At 70.1% G+C, this 15,044-nt stretch carries 16 protein-coding genes; 10 read left to right on the top strand and 6 right to left on the bottom strand.

The features are described 5' to 3' along the window. Positions 1-35 precede the first annotated feature (35 nt). A complete protein-coding gene (locus ACH4SP_RS01090) occupies positions 36-908 on the bottom strand; it encodes a helix-turn-helix domain-containing protein (protein WP_398408071.1) in 873 nt (290 codons plus the stop codon). A gap of 174 nt (positions 909-1,082) precedes the next feature. On the opposite strand from ACH4SP_RS01090, the gene ACH4SP_RS01085 reads away from it, so the two are divergent. From ACH4SP_RS01085 to ACH4SP_RS01065, 5 genes are all read left to right on the top strand, one after another. Beyond that, positions 1,083-2,024: an MBL fold metallo-hydrolase gene (locus ACH4SP_RS01085; protein WP_398409464.1), complete on the top strand. Its 942-nt coding sequence runs from the start codon at positions 1,083-1,085 to the stop codon at positions 2,022-2,024. A 103-nt stretch (positions 2,025-2,127) separates the two neighbouring features. Continuing rightward, positions 2,128-3,573, top strand: a complete 1,446-nt coding sequence (locus ACH4SP_RS01080; protein ID WP_398408070.1) for a carboxylesterase/lipase family protein — start codon at positions 2,128-2,130, stop codon at positions 3,571-3,573. A gap of 173 nt (positions 3,574-3,746) precedes the next feature. After that, a complete protein-coding gene (locus ACH4SP_RS01075) occupies positions 3,747-5,159 on the top strand; it encodes a glutamate decarboxylase (RefSeq protein WP_398408069.1) in 1,413 nt (470 codons plus the stop codon). Positions 5,160-5,213: 54 nt separating this feature from the next. Further along, on the top strand, positions 5,214-6,386 hold the full coding sequence (locus ACH4SP_RS01070; RefSeq protein ID WP_398408068.1) for a cytochrome P450: 1,173 nt from the start codon (positions 5,214-5,216) through the stop codon (positions 6,384-6,386). 98 nt (positions 6,387-6,484) lie between these two features. Continuing rightward, positions 6,485-7,252: a class I SAM-dependent methyltransferase gene (locus ACH4SP_RS01065; RefSeq protein WP_398408067.1), complete on the top strand. Its 768-nt coding sequence runs from the start codon at positions 6,485-6,487 to the stop codon at positions 7,250-7,252. Between the two features lie 81 nt (positions 7,253-7,333). Here ACH4SP_RS01065 and ACH4SP_RS01060 read toward each other — a convergent pair whose 3' ends face one another. Beyond that, positions 7,334-7,645: a cupin domain-containing protein gene (locus ACH4SP_RS01060; protein ID WP_398408066.1), complete on the bottom strand. Its 312-nt coding sequence runs from the start codon at positions 7,643-7,645 to the stop codon at positions 7,334-7,336. A 164-nt stretch (positions 7,646-7,809) separates the two neighbouring features. Then, the gene (locus ACH4SP_RS01055; RefSeq protein WP_398408065.1) at positions 7,810-8,394 is read right to left on the bottom strand and encodes a TetR/AcrR family transcriptional regulator; all 585 of its coding nucleotides are present in this window, start codon (positions 8,392-8,394) and stop codon (positions 7,810-7,812) included. A gap of 203 nt (positions 8,395-8,597) precedes the next feature. Between ACH4SP_RS01055 and ACH4SP_RS01050 the strand changes: the two genes are divergently transcribed. The 3 genes from ACH4SP_RS01050 to ACH4SP_RS01040 all read left to right on the top strand — a co-directional run bounded on the left by ACH4SP_RS01050 (position 8,598) and on the right by ACH4SP_RS01040 (position 11,889). Next, positions 8,598-9,308 carry a siderophore-interacting protein gene (locus tag ACH4SP_RS01050; protein ID WP_398408064.1) on the top strand — a complete coding sequence of 237 codons (711 nt, stop codon included), beginning with the start codon at positions 8,598-8,600 and terminating at the stop codon, positions 9,306-9,308. Then, a complete protein-coding gene (locus ACH4SP_RS01045; RefSeq protein ID WP_398408062.1) occupies positions 9,305-10,579 on the top strand; it encodes an MFS transporter in 1,275 nt (424 codons plus the stop codon). Before ACH4SP_RS01050 ends, ACH4SP_RS01045 begins: the two co-directional genes overlap by 4 nt. 125 nt (positions 10,580-10,704) lie before the next feature. Next, positions 10,705-11,889 carry a serine hydrolase domain-containing protein gene (locus ACH4SP_RS01040; RefSeq protein WP_398408061.1) on the top strand — a complete coding sequence of 395 codons (1,185 nt, stop codon included), beginning with the start codon at positions 10,705-10,707 and terminating at the stop codon, positions 11,887-11,889. 43 nt (positions 11,890-11,932) lie between these two features. Here the strand turns inward: ACH4SP_RS01040 and ACH4SP_RS01035 are convergent, their stop codons facing one another. Next, the gene (locus ACH4SP_RS01035) at positions 11,933-12,370 is read right to left on the bottom strand and encodes a VOC family protein (RefSeq protein WP_398408060.1); all 438 of its coding nucleotides are present in this window, start codon (positions 12,368-12,370) and stop codon (positions 11,933-11,935) included. A gap of 191 nt (positions 12,371-12,561) precedes the next feature. On the opposite strand from ACH4SP_RS01035, the gene ACH4SP_RS01030 reads away from it, so the two are divergent. After that, the gene (locus tag ACH4SP_RS01030) at positions 12,562-13,098 is read left to right on the top strand and encodes an RICIN domain-containing protein (protein ID WP_398408059.1); all 537 of its coding nucleotides are present in this window, start codon (positions 12,562-12,564) and stop codon (positions 13,096-13,098) included. A 46-nt stretch (positions 13,099-13,144) separates the two neighbouring features. Here ACH4SP_RS01030 and ACH4SP_RS01025 read toward each other — a convergent pair whose 3' ends face one another. Both ACH4SP_RS01025 and ACH4SP_RS01020 read right to left on the bottom strand, forming a co-directional pair. Beyond that, positions 13,145-13,348 (bottom strand): DUF397 domain-containing protein, encoded by a 204-nt coding sequence (locus ACH4SP_RS01025; protein ID WP_398408058.1) that lies wholly within the window; start codon positions 13,346-13,348, stop codon positions 13,145-13,147. Continuing rightward, positions 13,345-14,217, bottom strand: a complete 873-nt coding sequence (locus ACH4SP_RS01020; RefSeq protein ID WP_398408057.1) for a helix-turn-helix domain-containing protein — start codon at positions 14,215-14,217, stop codon at positions 13,345-13,347. Before ACH4SP_RS01020 ends, ACH4SP_RS01025 begins: the two co-directional genes overlap by 4 nt. A 186-nt stretch (positions 14,218-14,403) precedes the next feature. On the opposite strand from ACH4SP_RS01020, the gene ACH4SP_RS01015 reads away from it, so the two are divergent. Continuing rightward, complete coding sequence (locus ACH4SP_RS01015; RefSeq protein WP_398408056.1) at positions 14,404-15,036, top strand: ATP-binding protein; 633 nt, start codon at positions 14,404-14,406, stop codon at positions 15,034-15,036. Positions 15,037-15,044: the final 8 nt, after the last annotated feature.

Below are 15,044 nucleotides of genomic sequence, written 5' to 3'. Positions count from 1 at the left end.
ATTTCCTATATGATGTTGGCCCCTCAGGCGACACGTCAATACGCGTGCGGCACCCTGCTGCCGGTCGCCTGCCGGAGGAGCGCGAGGGCTTCCTTGGACGAGGAGCCGGCAGGGGTCGTGCACACGATGAGCGCCTGCTCCGGTGAACGGGCGATCGCCAGCGTCTGCTGAGTCACCGTCACCGTGCCGACGACGGGGTGGTGCAGCTCGTAGGTCGTGGCATCGCACGGCGTCACCCGGTGGTCCCCCCACAGCGCGACGAACTCCGGGCTCTTCATGGTCAGTTCGCCGATCAGCTCCGCGAGCAGCGCGTCCTCGGGGTGCCTGCCGACGGCGACGCGCAGATTGCCGACCACCGCGCGCGCCTTGCGCTTCCAGTCCGCGTACAGCTCCCGACAGTGCGGGTCCAGGAACAGCAGTCGGCTCATGTTCGGGCGTCGCGCCGGGTCGCTCGGGCCGAGGAGGTCCAGGTGACCGGCGAGCAGCGCGTGTCCGAGGGTGTTCCAGGCCAGCACGTCCGTACGGCGGCCGAGCACCAGCGCCGGGACGCCGTCGACGGCGCGGAGGAGGTCGCGCGTTTCGTCGGCGAGCTTCTCGGGTCGCGGGCGGCGCATCCGGGGCGCGTGGCGGGCGGCTCCGGCGAGCCGGTCGAGGTGTTCGCGCTCGTGGCCGTCGAGCAGGAGAGCGCGGGCGATCGCGTCGAGCACCTCGGCCGAGGCCCCGCGGGACAGGCCCTGTTCGAGCCGTGCGTAGTACGAGACGCTGACGCCCGCCAGCTCGGCCAGCTCCTCGCGCCGGAGCCCGGCCACCCGCCTGCGGGGCCCGAGTTCGCGCAGGCCGACGTCCTCGGGTCGCAGCAGCGTCCGTCGGGCTTGGAGGAAGGTTCCGAGTGGTCCGGGTCCGTTCATGGCCCCAGTATTCGGCGCGCGGCCCGGTCCCAGCCACACCCTGCGAGGGGTAGGACAACCCGGGAGTGGTGCGAACGCGTCCGCGCGTCCAGGCTCGGTCTCGTTCGGCCACGTACCCCAGACCTGAGGACGGATCCCATGGATCAGCACACGGACCAGACCACGGACCAGACCATGGATCAGAACCCGGACGCGAACCCGGACGCGAACCCGGACCAGATCGCCCTTGGTGACGTCACCGTCACCCGGATCAAGGAGTTCTACGGCTCGGTCGGGATGTCCCCGGGCCAGTTCTTCCCCGGCAGCCCCGACGGCTCGTGGGACGAGCACCGCGACTGGCTCGCCCCCGACTTCTGGAACCCGGAGACGGACGAGTGCCGTACGGCGATCCAGTCCTGGCTGCTGCGGAGCGAGGGGCGTACGATCCTCGTCGACACCGGCGTGGGCAACCACAAGGACCGGCCCTACGCGCCGGTGTGGAGCCGCCTGGACACGCGCTACCTCGACAACCTTGCCGCCGCCGGGGTGCGGCCCGAGGACGTCGACATCGTGGTCAACACCCACCTGCACATCGATCACGTCGGCTGGAACACCCGCCTGGACAGCCGGAGTTGGGTGCCGACCTTCCCGAACGCCACGTATCTGATGACCCGGCGGGACTTCGAGTTCTGGGACCCGGCCAACGGGAACAGGACCGTGCTGGGCCCCGGGAACCAGAACGTCTTCGAGGACAGCGTCACGCCGGTCCACCGGGCGGGACTCACGCACCTGTGGGAGGGGACGTACCGGATCGACAAGAACCTGCGTCTCGATCTCGCTCCCGGGCACACTCCCGGCTCGTCCGTGCTCACCGTGGAGTCCGGCGGCGATCAGGCCTTGTTCGTCGGGGACCTGATGCACACCGCGCTGCAGATCGCGGAGCCGGACACCAATTCCTGCTTCTGCGAGGACCCGGCGGAGTCCCGCGCCACCCGGCACAGGCTGCTCGGCCGCGCCGCCGAGAACAACGCACTGGTCATCCCGGCGCACTTCGGCGGCCGGGGCGCCATGGAGGTCGCGCGCAACGGCTCGAAGTTCGCGATCAAGGAGTGGGCGGGCTTCTCCCGCCTCTCCTGATGCCCCGACAGCGATGCCCCGACAGCGATGCCCTCGCCAGTGATCTCCCCCTCCGGTGATGTCCCCTCCAGCGATCTCCCCCTCCAGTAAGGAAGCGTGTCCCGTGCCCCGACAGGCAGATCCGGTCGTCGAAACCCCCGCGGGCGCCGTGCGCGGCCTCCGTGTCCGTGGCGGATCGGGCGAGCGCTATCGCTCCCTCCCCTACGCGGCGGCCCCGACCGGCGCCGGCCGTTTCGCCCCGCCCGTACCGCACCCGGGCTGGTCCGGGGTCCGCGACGGCACGCGGCCCTCGCCCACGGCTCCGCAGCCGGCCCGCGACTTCGGCCGGCTCGACATGGTCCCGTACTTCGGCCCTGGCTGGGTGCCGGGCGAGGAGTACCTGACCGTCGATGTCCACACGCCGGCCGCCGACGGCGGCAGGCGCCCCGTCATGGTCTTCGTGCACGGCGGCGGGTTCGTCACCGGCTCGAACCGTGCCGTGCTCTACGACGGCCGCGCGTTCGCCCGCGACGGCGTCGTCCTTGTGACGGTCAACTACCGCCTCGGCATACCCGGGTTCCTCGATCTGGCGGGTGCTCCGGCCAATCGCGGACTGCTGGACGTGCTCGCCGCACTCCGCTGGGTGTGCGACACCGTCGCGGCATTCGGCGGCGACCCCGAGAACGTCACGGTCTTCGGCCAGTCCGCGGGCGCCACGCTCACCGGCGCGCTGCTCGCGACACCGGAGGCGGGCGGTCTGTTCCGGCGGGCGATCGTCCAGAGCGGCAACGGCACCGGCGCGTTCACCCCGGAACAAGCACAACGGGTCACCGCCGCGGCGGCCGCCGCGCTGGGCGTCGAGCCGACCGCCGATGCGTTCGCCCCGATCCCGGACGAGCGCTTCCTGACGGTCCTGCCCGCACTGACCGGTCTCGATCTGCGCACCGCCACCGCCACGGATCCGCTGGCCGGACTCAGCCCGTTCAGCCTGGTCCTGCCGGTCCAGCCCGCCGACGGACTTGCCGAAGGCCCGGCCGGTGACGTCGACCTGCTCATCGGCACCAACACCGAGGAGGGGCACCTCTACCTCGCACCCCACGGCGCGTTGGAGTCCACCACGGAAGCCGATCTGCTCGCCGTCGCCACCCGGGCGCACGCGGACCCTGAGACCACCCTCGCGGCGCACCGCGCGGCACGACCGCGCGCGACACCGGGCGAGCTGCGCTCCGCCGTGCTCGGGCAGGCCCTGTTCGAGTCCGGTACGACGCGCATGGCGCGGGCCCACGCACGGATCTCGGGCGGCCGTACGCACGTCTACTCCTTCGGGTACCGCTCGACGGCCCTGGGCGGGCGACTCGGCGCCGCCCACACCGTGGAACTGCCCTTCGTGTTCGACATCGCCGACGAACCCCGGCTGCACGGGGAGACCTGCCTGCTCGGCCCGGACCCCGCGCCGGAAGGACTCGCGGCCCAGGTACACGGCGCCTGGGTCGCGTTCGCCCGCACCGGGAACCCCGGCTGGGCCCCCTACGCCCCTCGGCGTCCCGCGGTGGAAATCATCAATCCTTGATGAGCCAAGAACCGCACCTTCACCGGCTTCTCGTTCGGGCGCTATTTATTGCCGCCGGGCCATTTCAATGATCCTCTCGACTTGGGAATCGACTCGGGAAACCGCTACTCGTGACGCTCACTGCCGCTGCACTTGGTGCATACACGTACAGGTGCAACAGAAAAGGATTCGGAATGTCGAACCTCGTCCGCAGAGTTTCCCGGACACGCCGTGATGATCTGCTCGATGTCAATCCGCTGTACGCCGGACTGATGTCGGCCGACGGGGTCCCCATGTACGAGCTGCCGGCGGGACCGATTTCCCCGGATTCTGCACTGGCCATCGTCCGTGACGAGCTCATGCTTGACGGCAATGCGCGGTTGAACCTGGCCACTTTCTGTTCCACCTGGATGGAGCCCCAGGCTCGGGAACTGATTGCCGAGACGCTCGACCGCAATCTGATGGATCACGACCAGTACCCGCAGACCGCTCAGCTGGAGAAGCGCTGCGTCAACATCCTGGACAACCTCTGGAAGGACCCGGACGGCCAGGGCATCGGATGTTCCACCGCGGGCTCCAGCGAGGCGGCCATGCTGGCCGGGCTGGCGATGAAGTTCGCCTGGCGGACCCGGCAGAAGGCAGCGGGACGTGCCACGGACCGGCCCAACCTGGTGATGGGCACCACGGTGCACACCTGCTGGCCGAAGTTCGGACGCTACTGGGACGTGGAAATCAGACAGGTGCCCATCGAGGAGGGCTGCCTGACGTTGGACCCGCAAGGCGTCATCGAGCGCTGCGACGAGAACACCATCGGCGTGGTCGCCGTACTCGGATCCACCCAGCTCGGGCTCTACGATCCGATCGCCGACATCGTGGCCGCACTGGACCGGCTCAGCGACGAGCGTGGACTCGACGTCCCGCTGCACGTCGACGCCGCCGTCGGTGGATTCATCGCCCCGTTCCTGGAGCCGGACCTGGTCTGGGACTTCAGGCTGCCGCGGGTGCAGTCGATCAATACGTCGGGGCACAAGTTCGGCCTGGTCTACCCCGGCGTCGGCTGGGTCGTCTGGCAGGAGCCCGACGACCTGCCGGAGGAACTGGTCTTCAAATGCGAGCTGCTGGGGGGCTCCATCGACACCTTCGCCCTCAACTTCTCCCGGCCCGGGGCCCCGGTGATCGCCCAGTACTACAACTTCCTGCGGCTGGGCTTCGCCGGTTACCGCGCCGTCCAGCAGACCTCGCGTTCCGTGGCTCGGTTCATCGCCGAGGCGGTGGCCGCGATCCCCGGTCTCCAGCTGCTCGCCGACGGGTCCCAACTGCCGGTGGTCGCCGTGCGGGTACGCGAGGGGTTCGACGGGTTCACCGTCTTCGACCTCGCCGATCGACTGCGCAGCCGCGGCTGGCAGCTGCCCGCGTACTACCTGCCACCGGACCTGGAACACATCGGGGTCCTGCGCATGGTGATCCGCAACGGGTTCAGCCACGCCACCGCCTCCCTGCTCATCGCCGACCTGAGGCGCGAGGTCGACGCGCTGACACAGGCCGGTGCCGGAGGCCGCCGGACGGCACCGCCGCCCACTGAGCAGTGCGACGGCTCATCGCTGTGAGCGCGTTCCGGCACCGTACGGCCCGTACGGGCTCTCAGCACTGGAAGGCGCGGTATGTCCGGTCTCACTGAGGCAATCACCCTGGCGCAGCTCGACGACGACCCCTACCCCGTCTACGCGCAACTGCGGGACCGGGAGCCGGTGGCATGGGTCCCCGTGCTGAACGCGTGGTTCGTCACCCGCTGGCACGATGTCCGCAGGGTCGCCGAGCATCCCGAGTCCTTCACCACGGCCAATACCAGGAGCCCGCTGGCCCAGTACTGCGGCGTGCAGAACATCCTCCTCCAGGAGGGCGACCAGCACGCGGACACCCGCGCGAGCGTGGACGACCGCTTCGCCCGGCCCGCTCCGGCCACGGTCAGTGCCGACGTGCGGAAGCTCGCAGCCGAGCGGCTGCGGTTGTTGTCCGGGCGTGACGAGGCCGACTTGATGACCGAGTACTTCGAGCCGGTCACCGTGGCCGCCCTCGGCCGGTTCCTGGGCCTGGACGGCATCGAGCCGACACTGCTCGCCCACTGGTCCACCGCACTCACCGACGCCCTGTACAACCCGGCGCAGGATCCGGCCCGAGCGGCGGCGGGCACAGCTGCTTCGGGCGACATCGACGAGGTGGTGGGCACGCGGTTGCGGGAACTGTCCGCACGGCCGGACGACTCCGTGCTGTCCCGCCTGCTGCACTCAGGCTGTCCCGGTCGACTGCCGCGACCGGTTCCGGAAGCCCTCGCCACCCTGAAGATGATGTTCAGTGCGCTGCGGGAGCCCAGTTGGCTGGCGGGGAACACCCTGTACGCACTGCTGACCCACCCGGACCAGCTGGCGGCGCTGCGCGCCGACCCCGCACTGCTCGGCGCTGCCGTGCACGAAGGCACCCGCTGGGGTGCTCCGGTGGGCGCGATCGGCAGGACGGCCGTCAAGGACGTGGTGCTGGGCGGAGTCGGGATTCCGGCGGGCGCGACGGTACTGAGCGCTGTCGCCTCCGCGAACCGTGACGCGTCCGTCTTCTCCTCCGGAGAGACATTCGACCTGCACAGGACACCCACGCCCCACCTCACACTCGGCTACGGCCGACACGGGTGCCTGGCAGCCGGCATCGTGCCGAGGGTCGTGGAGGCAGCGCTGTCGGTGCTGCTCAGCGACGGCCCGCAGGAGTTGCGGATGACCAGCGATACGCGCCCGTCCGGCTGGAAGTTCCGCAAAATGCCGACCGTGCGGGTGGCCTGGCACTGAGCCGCTGCGCGACGTTCTGCCGGGCGGTTGGGGGCGGCCGAGGGCTTCGAGCGGGGGAAGCAAGCACGGACGAGTCGGCTCGTGCCAGGATGCTGTCCATGTCTGATCGCGCGCTGAGCTTCGGAGTGAGGGCGGAATCGTACGAACGGTTCCGGCCCGGGTATCCCGTGGAACTCTTCGACCTGGTGAGGGCGTACGCGGGCCGGCCCATCCGGACCGCACTGGAGATCGGCGCCGGTACGGGCAAGGCGACCCGCCTGTTCGCCCGACAGGGGGTCGCGGTCACCGCGACCGAGCCCGACGGGGCCATGCTCGCCGAGCTGAGCAAGCACGTGCCGGCAGACGTCAAGGCGGTGCGGGCCGCGTTCGAGGACGTACGACCGGGAGAGAAGTACGGGCTGGTCTACGCGGCAGCGGCGCTGCACTGGACGGACCCGGAGGGCCGCTGGTCACGCGCGGCCGCGCTGCTGGAACCGGGAGGCGTTTTCGCCTCTTTCGGCGGGCAGTTCCAGCTGGCCGACCCGACGGTGGAGGAGGCCGTCCGCGCGGCACGGTCGCCGTTCGTGGAGAGCGACGAGATTCCGTCCCCGGACGGGACGCCTCCGGGGCACGACATGCAGTGGCCGGGGACGGAACTCCAGCGGTCCGAGTGGTTCACCGACGTCCAACAGGCCGTGATCGAACGGCACTTGACGATGAGCGTGCGCGACTACATCGGCCACCTCTCGACCGTCTCGGCCTACTTCGCCCTGCCCGCCCCGGAGCGGACGCAGGTATTCGGCGAAATCCTGCAGGTTCTGCCCGAGACGGTCGAGATCGCCGCCGACCTCACCGTCCATCTCGCGCGCCGGGGCAACGAGCAGTAACGCAGTAGGACGGACATCCGTGGGGGAGCGCACCCGCACCCGTGGGGAGCGCTCGCGTCCACGATGCCGTTCGGGGTTCTGCTAGGGCGCGCTCGGCATGTGTTCGACGATGACGAGCGTGCCCCGACTGCCGGGGCGCACGGCGTGCTCCACTCCCGCCTCGACGACGTACATCTCACCCGCGCCGACTTCGACCTCGATGCCGTCGGCCACCAGGTGCATGACGCCGTCCACCACCAGCAGCGCCTCCGCCGTGTCGTGGGACTCCGTTTCCAAGGGGTGCCCGTCCATCCGCAGCACCTTCACCGCCGTGCTCCCGACCTGCCCGAGCACGAGCGAACTCCAGCCGTCCGGCAGTTCCGCGGCCGTGCTCCGTATGTCGACAACGTTCATGACATGCCTCCTGACGAGTCGTCTCGCCGGAGGACGGAAGGGCCGCCGGAGACACTCGCGATCGTGTTCAAGGGATGCCGTTGACGTTACGACGCGACGGCGCGCCGCTGGTCGACCGTTGGGTAAAACCTCCGCACCCGCGGGTCAGCCTCCGCACCCGCGGGTCAGTCCGTCCAGGCGCCGAGCAGTATCCGGGCGTGGTCGGCGAGCAGGTCGGGCGGCAGGGGGTTCCCGGTCTCCAGGATGACCGCGATGACGGGTCCGGTGAGCTGGGCGGCGGCCAGCGGCGGAGGGGGCATGCCGGTGGTGTGCGGGCGTACGCGCGCGAGTACGGCCGAGGCGGCCGTGCCGACGAGGTCGGCGGCGCGGACGAGGTCGCGCACCGTGGTGTCGTGCTGCGCCTCGCCCAACAGCGCCCGGAAGGCGAGACCCGCCGGTGAGGCGGCGAGGAAGGCGGTCAGCGCTTCGAGGAAGGCGGTGAGGTCGTCGACGGGACGGGCCTGCGGCGTGGTGGCCAGCTCGTGGGCGGCGTCGGTGATGCTCGCCTCCAGCAGGATCTCCGCCTTGGTGGACCACCATCGGTAGACGGTCTGACGCCCGACACCGGCGCGTTCCGCGATGCCCTTCATGGTCATCGCCGCGTACCCCTGCTCGACGAGCATGTCGTCGACGGCGTGGAGGACGGCGATCCGCGCCGCTTCGCTGCGGGGGCGTCCGGCTGTGGCCTGCCCGTGGGTGGTGCGTGACATGGGATCCAGCTTATGCGAGACACAGTGCCTCGTAATACTGCTAGCCTCATAACGAGGCGCGGTGCATCGAAATTGGTACGGGCGGCTACAGGCATGCCCTGTCGCCCCGCAACCCCTGCCACCCCTGCCACCCCTGTGCCACCCCTGCCACCCCTGCCACCCCGAACTTCAGCGGATATCAGCGGAGATCAGAGGAAGCCCCCATGAACGCAACCCATCTGAACGCAACCCATCGCTGCACGGTGCTCGCCCGTCGGCACCTCACCCCCCGCACGGTCAGACTGACCCTGGGCGGCCCGAGCCTCACCGGCCTCACGCCCTTCCCGGCCCAGGACATCGAGGTACTGCTCACCGACACCCGCGGAAAGCGGGTCAAGCGGCGCTACACCATCCGCCACGCCCGCCCCCGGGCCGGCGAGTGGGACATCGACGCGGTCCTGCACACGGGCGGCGGACCGGGCAGCGCCTGGGCGGCGAGCGCCCGGCCAGGCTCTCCCGTGGAGTTCGTCGGCCCACGGGGGAAGCTGCGACTGCGCCCGGCGGACGGCCATCTGTTCGTCGGCGACGAAGCCTCCCTGCCGGCGATCGCGGCCCTGGCCGAGGCGCTGCCGTCCGGCCAGGAGGCCACTGCCGTCATCGAGACCGCCTCCGCGGCGGACCGGGTTCCGATCGCGGCGGACCGGCTGCGCTGGCTCGATCGCGTCGACTGCCTGCCCGGCACTCCGGAGGGGCTTCTCGCGGCGGTCGCCCAGGAGATACGGGCGAGGAACTTCGGGCAGGTCTACGTTCTCGCCGAAACCCGCGCGACCCGGGCGGTCCGCGAACTCGCGCACAGCGCGGGCGTACGGCCCGACCAGGTCTTCGCCAAGGGCTACTGGACCGCCGGACGCCGTACCTCCGTGGACCCGACATGACGGTCCAGGCACCCGCACCCCGGAGCGGTCTGACGGAGCGACAGGTCAAGCGGGCCTTCCGGGGGCTCCTGACCGTCCGGCTGCTCGGCGCGCTGGCCGACGGCGTCATGCTGCCGTTCGTCATCCTGTGGGCCCACCGGGTCGGCGGGCTGAGCGGGGCGGCGGCCGGTGCGCTGTTCCTGGTCCAGGCGGTCGGCGAGTTCACCGGCGGCCTGGCCGGGGGAGCCCTGGCCGACCGCATCGGACACCGCCGCATGCTGCTGCTCTCCACCGCCGGGATGGCTCTGGGCTACGGCAGCCTCTTCCTGGTGCACCACGCGGCGTTCGCCCTCGGCCTGTTCCTCGTCGCCGGGCTCTTCGAGTCGGCGTTCCACCCCACCATCGCGGCCCTCGTCGGCGACCTGCACGCCGACGAGGACCTCCACCACGCCTACGGCCTGACCCGTGTGGCCGCCAGCATCGGCGGCGTGATCGGCCCGATCCTGGGAGCCGCGGCCGTCGCCCTCTCGCTCTCCAGCGTGTTCGCGGCGGCCGGAGTCCTGCTCGTCGTCGCCGTCGTGGCGGTGCTCACCGCCGTTCCCGCCGACCGCACCATCGGCCAGGAGAGGGCCGAAGCGGACACCGGAGAGAGTGCCGGAGAGGGTGCCGGAGAGGAAGCCAAGGCGGTGCCCGGCGCGTTTACGCAGATCCTGCGCGACCGCCGACTGGCGCTGCTCGTCCTGGGCGGCAGCCTGCTCAGCATCACCTTCACCTGGTGGGCGGCCGACGGCCTGGTCCTGCTGAACCGCATCCAGTCCCTGGACACCACCGCCTACGCGGCCCTGTTCGCCGTCGACGCCCTCGCCATCGTCCTGTTCCAACTCCGGGTCAGCCGCTGGGCCCGCAGGCGGGACACCGGCCGCCTGCTCTTCCTGGGCGCCGCGCTCCAAGGGATCGGACTCGCGGGATTCGCCGCCGCCGGACTCGGCTACCCGGTCCTCGTCGTCGCCGTACTCATCACCTCCTTCGGAATGATGATCTACGGCCCCACCACCTCGGCCTTCATCAGCCGCCATGCACCGCCGGGCCGCAGCGCCACCTACCAAGCGGCCCTGTCCACCTCGCAGGACATCGGCACCGCGATCGGACCCACCTCAGGACTCGCCATCGGCCGCATCGGCCCACCGGCCCTGGTATGGCTCTCGGCGCTCCCGCTGGGCCTGCTCGCGGGCCTCGCCACCGCACGGGCCACCCGCCGGCCGGCCAGGGAAGGCTCCCGGCCAAGGATCTGACCTGCACCGGGGGTTAGCCCCACCAGCAGCCGGGCGGGTAGCGGGATCGTCCAGGGCGGCCGCATTCGGAAAGCTGGGCCTGACACATACCGCTGGTTTCCCCATGATGTTGCAGGAGTCGATTCGTGCGTGAGCAGGCAGGGCAGACGGTCCGTACTTCCGGACGGCGGTGGGGCGGTCGGCGCAGAGCGGTGCTGGGCGCGGCCGGAGTGGCCGTGGTGACCGCGGGTGTCATCACGATAGGTGCCCTGGGACAGCAGCCCGCCGCCTCTCCCGCCGCCGGGCCGGACACCGTCCAGCAGGGCCTGAGCGCGCTGGTGCGCCCCGACGGCCCGCCCGGCGTGCTGGCGAGCGTCAAGGACCGCGAGGGCAACACCCGCAACTACACCGCAGGGGTGGGCGATCTGGCCACCGGCGCGAAGGTGCCCGAGGACGGCCGGGTGCGGATCGGCAGCAACACCAAGGCGTTCACCGCGGTGGTCGTGCTGCAACTGGTCGGTGAGGGGAAGATCGCCCTCGACGCCAAGGTCGACACCTATCTGCGGGGCCTCGTACGCGGGGAGGGGATCGACGGACGCCGCATCACCGTCCGTCAACTCCTCCAGCAGACCAGCGGACTTCCCAACTACAGCAACTACCTCGGGGAGGAAGTCCGCCGGTTCGCGCCCCGCGAGCTCATCGACATCGCGCTCAAGCACAAGGCCGACTTCGCCCCCGGGACCAAGTGGGCGTACAGCAACACGAATTACGTGCTGGCCGGTCTGATCGTCGAGAAGGTCACAGGCCGCTCTCTCGCCCACGAGATGGACCGGCGCATCATCAAGCGCATCGGGCTGCGCCACACCTACTTCCCTGCCCCCGGCGACGCGACCGTCCGGGGCCCCCACCCCAAGGGCTACCTCCGGGAATCGGCGGGCGCGCCGCCGCGCGACATCACGGAGATCGACCCCTCCTGGGGCTGGGCGGCAGGCCAGCTGATCTCGACCAACTCCGACGTCAACCGGTTCTTCAGCGAGCTCCTGGGCGGCGGCCTCCTGCCACCGGCCCAGCTCGCCGAGATGCGCGGCTCCACCCTCCCCGCCGACAAGACCTTCGGCCCCGGCGCCCGTTACGGACTGGGGCTCGTGAGCAAACCCCTGCCGTGCGGCGGCCTCTACTGGGGCCACGGCGGCAGCTTCCCGGGTTACGAGACCCGGGGCGGAGCCACCGAGGACGGCCGCGCCGCCAACGTCGCGGTGACCGTCCAGCTGGCCGACGAGGCAGCCAGGGGCCGTGTCGACGGCGTCGTGACCACGGCCCTGTGCGGCTGAACCGGACCGGTCGGCCGGCCGACTGAGCGCGGGAGCGCGGTCGTCAGTTCTTCTTCAGCTCCTCGGCGAGCATCACGAGGATGCCGCTCGGGCCACGGAGGTACGTGAGCTTGTAGACGTCCTCATAGGTCGCCACACCGCGAAGCGGAAGGCATCCGTGCTTTGCGGCCGTCTCCAGGGCTTCGTCGATGTTGTCGACCGAGAAGGCGACGCGGTGCATGCCGATCTCGTGGGGCCGGGTGGGCTCCGTCTCGATCGCTTCGGGGTGGATGTACTCGAAGAGCTCAAGGCGGCCGTGACCGTCCGGTGTCTGGAGCATCGCAATCTTGGCGTGATTGCCGTCAAGGCCGACGGCGGTGTCGGTCCACTCACCACTGACCGTGTCACGGCCGACGACCGTGAGGCCGAGGTCGGTGAAGAAGGAGATCGTTGCTTCGAGGTCGCGAACAGCGATGCCGACGTTCTCAAGTCTGATGGCCATGCGTCGCATGCTAGCGAGCCGGGCCGGGCCGATCGGGTGCTCCAGCCGTCGCCCGCGCTGGGAGGCGGTCCTCCGTGCGGCGGATGACAGGGGCGACAGTGGCCAATTCCTGTGGTTTCGGGCGGGCCGGGCGAAAGGTAGTGTCCGGGCCGAAGTCGCCCCCGTTCGTATGAGCGTCAAGGAGACCGACTGTGCCCAGCATCTTCGTGAACAGCACGTCCACCGGCCCGTACATGTTCATCCACGAGGTCACCGGCACGTACCTGGAGACCGACAACTACAACGACGACATCGGCCAGGCCGTACAGATCTGGAACCTCGACCCGGTCCAGAAGGACAAGGGCCTGCTGGGGCACCTCTGGCACATCGAGGCCGCTTCCGAGAGCGGGTACTTCCTGATCAAGAGCCACGAGAACGGCCACAGCCTCACGGCGGGCAGCAGCGCCTCCGACTATCCCCGCCTCCAGAAGGCCGACAACAGCGAGAAGCAGCAGTGGAAGCTGCTGCGGGTGCACGGCAGTGACTCCATCGGCCAGGACGCGGACAGCTACGCCCTGATCCCGAGGGCCTATCCGGGTCACGCGCTCGCTCCGCAGGGCCAACGTCAGTTCAACGACGTCTACGTGGTGCCGACCTCCATGTGGGGCACCGCGCCCTCGTTCTCCCAGTACTGGAAGGTCGTCCGGAAGTCCGAGAAGACGGAGTCCGCGGCGGGCGGTACGGCCTGACCGCAGGGTGCCGGGGCGGGCACTGCCCGCCCCGCTTCGACGGGGTTCAGCCCAGGTGCGCGACGAATGCCTGCCAGGCGGTGCGGGGGAAGGTCAGGACCGGCCCGTCGGGGCGCTTGCTGTCGCGGACGGGGGTGAGGTGGGGGATGTTGTCGGCGACCTGCACGCAGTCTCCTTGTCCCCCGCTGTACGAGCTGGTGCGCCATGCGGCGTCCGTGAGGTCGGGCAGCGGGAGGCGGGTCTGCTTCACGGTCTGAACTCCTTGGCGGTACGGCGAATGAAGTTGAGCGATTCCGTAGCGGGGAGCGCCGTGGTGCGGGCCGTGTCGAAGAGTTCCTGGTACCGGGCTACGTCCGTCTCACGTTCTATCCAGATGTTGCCGGTCGGGGTCTCCGTCAGCACGAGGTCCAGTGAGGCCACCTGCGGGAAGCTCAACAGTAGGTACGGTCCGAACATACCCGGGTGCACTCCGCGTGAGAACGGCAGCACCTGGACCGTGATGTTGGGCAACTCCGCCATGGCGGCGATGTGTTCCAGCTGTGCGCGCATCGCGGCCGGTTCGCCGACCTGCTGCCGCAGCACGCCCTCGGCGAGGATCGCCCAGAACTCCATGGGCGATTCGCCGGTGAGACGCTGCTGCCGGGTGAGGCGGACCTGTACGAACTGCTCGACCTCTTCAGGGGTCTGCCAGGTGCGTGAGGCGACCGTCACCGCGCGCCCGTACTCCTCGGTCTGCAAGAGGCCGGGGACCAACTGCGCCTGATAGGTGCGGACGCGCTCGCAGATGGCCTCCATCTCGATCTGATCGCGGTACGCATCGCCGAGCACGGCACCGTACTGGTGCCACCAGCCCTCGCGGCGACGGCGGTTGGCCCTGCGTGCGAGTGCCGAGAGCCGTTCGCGTGCTGCGGGGTCGTCCACCCCGTACGCCTGGAGCAGTGCTGCCAGGTCGGGTGCGCGCACGGGGACGTGACCGTTCTCGATCCGGCTGATCTTGCCCTTGGTGCAGTCGAGGAACTCTGCCGCCTCGGCGGTGGACAGCCTGGAGCGTTCGCGGAACTTGCGTAGTTCGTCGCCGATTTGGCGACCGAGGACGGTGGACGGCTTCACGTTCGGCATAGCCCCTTGCTAGCAGATCCAGTCCCCTGGGCGTTGCGGAATCCCCGAACGGGTGAAGTATGCGCCTGGCTCTCCCTTCAACGTTGCGCGATTCGCCGACGGCTCGTCACTATCGGTGCAAGAAGTCCCGAACTCAAGCGTGTCGGGCGGGACTTGATCGACATCGGCCCACTCTCGGGAGCTGTCATGGCAGAGCGATCCGCACCGAACGAAACAATCTTCCGGCTGACCCGCAGCCCCGAAAGCGTGCCGCGTGCGCGCGCCACCTTGAGAGCCGTGCTCAACGACTGGCTCGTTGACGAACAAGGCCTTCAATCCGCCGAGTTGGTCGTGTCGGAGCTCGTGACCAACGCCGTCCGGGCCCCGGTGACTGCGGCTCGCGGGCGGCTCGTGGAGGTGCGTGCCCGTTACGCATCCGGCGACGGCCTGCTCACGCTGGAGGTGAGCGACGAAGGTGACGGCATGCCCGAGGCCCGCGTACCGGAGGACGACGAGACCCGTGGGCGCGGGCTGCTGCTCGTACAGGCGTTGGCCGAGCGGTGGGGCGTACGGAAACGGTCCGGCGGCAGCGGCAAGACGGTCTGGGCCGAGCTGAAGGCGGGCCGGTCGAGCGTGCCGGTGATCGTGGATCCGACGGTCGCGGCCATCACCGTACGGCCCGGCCAGGCCGTCCGGGTGTGGGGGACCTGGCGCACGGTCCGCAGCGTGCGGTTCGTCACGGAGGGGCGGGCCGTGGTACTCGGCCTGGACGAGGGACCGGCGCTGCGCCTGCGCGCGTCGGAGCCGCTGACCGTGCGGGGCGGTGCAGCGCCGGGGTGAAACCTCGA

Source organism: Streptomyces sp. NPDC021093 (assembly GCF_044333135.1).
Classification (GTDB): domain Bacteria; phylum Actinomycetota; class Actinomycetes; order Streptomycetales; family Streptomycetaceae; genus Streptomyces.
Note: the sequence above shows the minus strand (reverse complement) of the source record. Positions and strands in the feature narration are given on the sequence as shown.

Excerpts from the sequence above, each read along its gene's own strand:
- ACH4SP_RS01090 (WP_398408071.1), bottom strand. The coding sequence starts at position 908 with ATGAACGGACCCGGACCACTCGGAACCTTCCTCCAAGCCCGACGGACG.
- ACH4SP_RS01085 (WP_398409464.1), top strand. The coding sequence starts at position 1,083 with ATGGATCAGAACCCGGACGCGAACCCGGACGCGAACCCGGACCAGATC.
- ACH4SP_RS01075 (WP_398408069.1), top strand. The coding sequence starts at position 3,747 with ATGTCGAACCTCGTCCGCAGAGTTTCCCGGACACGCCGTGATGATCTG.
- ACH4SP_RS01070 (WP_398408068.1), top strand. The coding sequence starts at position 5,214 with ATGTCCGGTCTCACTGAGGCAATCACCCTGGCGCAGCTCGACGACGAC.
- ACH4SP_RS01065 (WP_398408067.1), top strand. The coding sequence starts at position 6,485 with ATGTCTGATCGCGCGCTGAGCTTCGGAGTGAGGGCGGAATCGTACGAA.
- ACH4SP_RS01060 (WP_398408066.1), bottom strand. The coding sequence starts at position 7,645 with ATGAACGTTGTCGACATACGGAGCACGGCCGCGGAACTGCCGGACGGC.
- ACH4SP_RS01055 (WP_398408065.1), bottom strand. The coding sequence starts at position 8,394 with ATGTCACGCACCACCCACGGGCAGGCCACAGCCGGACGCCCCCGCAGC.
- ACH4SP_RS01050 (WP_398408064.1), top strand. The coding sequence starts at position 8,598 with ATGAACGCAACCCATCTGAACGCAACCCATCGCTGCACGGTGCTCGCC.
- ACH4SP_RS01045 (WP_398408062.1), top strand. The coding sequence starts at position 9,305 with ATGACGGTCCAGGCACCCGCACCCCGGAGCGGTCTGACGGAGCGACAG.
- ACH4SP_RS01035 (WP_398408060.1), bottom strand. The coding sequence starts at position 12,370 with ATGGCCATCAGACTTGAGAACGTCGGCATCGCTGTTCGCGACCTCGAA.
- ACH4SP_RS01020 (WP_398408057.1), bottom strand. The coding sequence starts at position 14,217 with ATGCCGAACGTGAAGCCGTCCACCGTCCTCGGTCGCCAAATCGGCGAC.
- ACH4SP_RS01015 (WP_398408056.1), top strand. The coding sequence starts at position 14,404 with ATGGCAGAGCGATCCGCACCGAACGAAACAATCTTCCGGCTGACCCGC.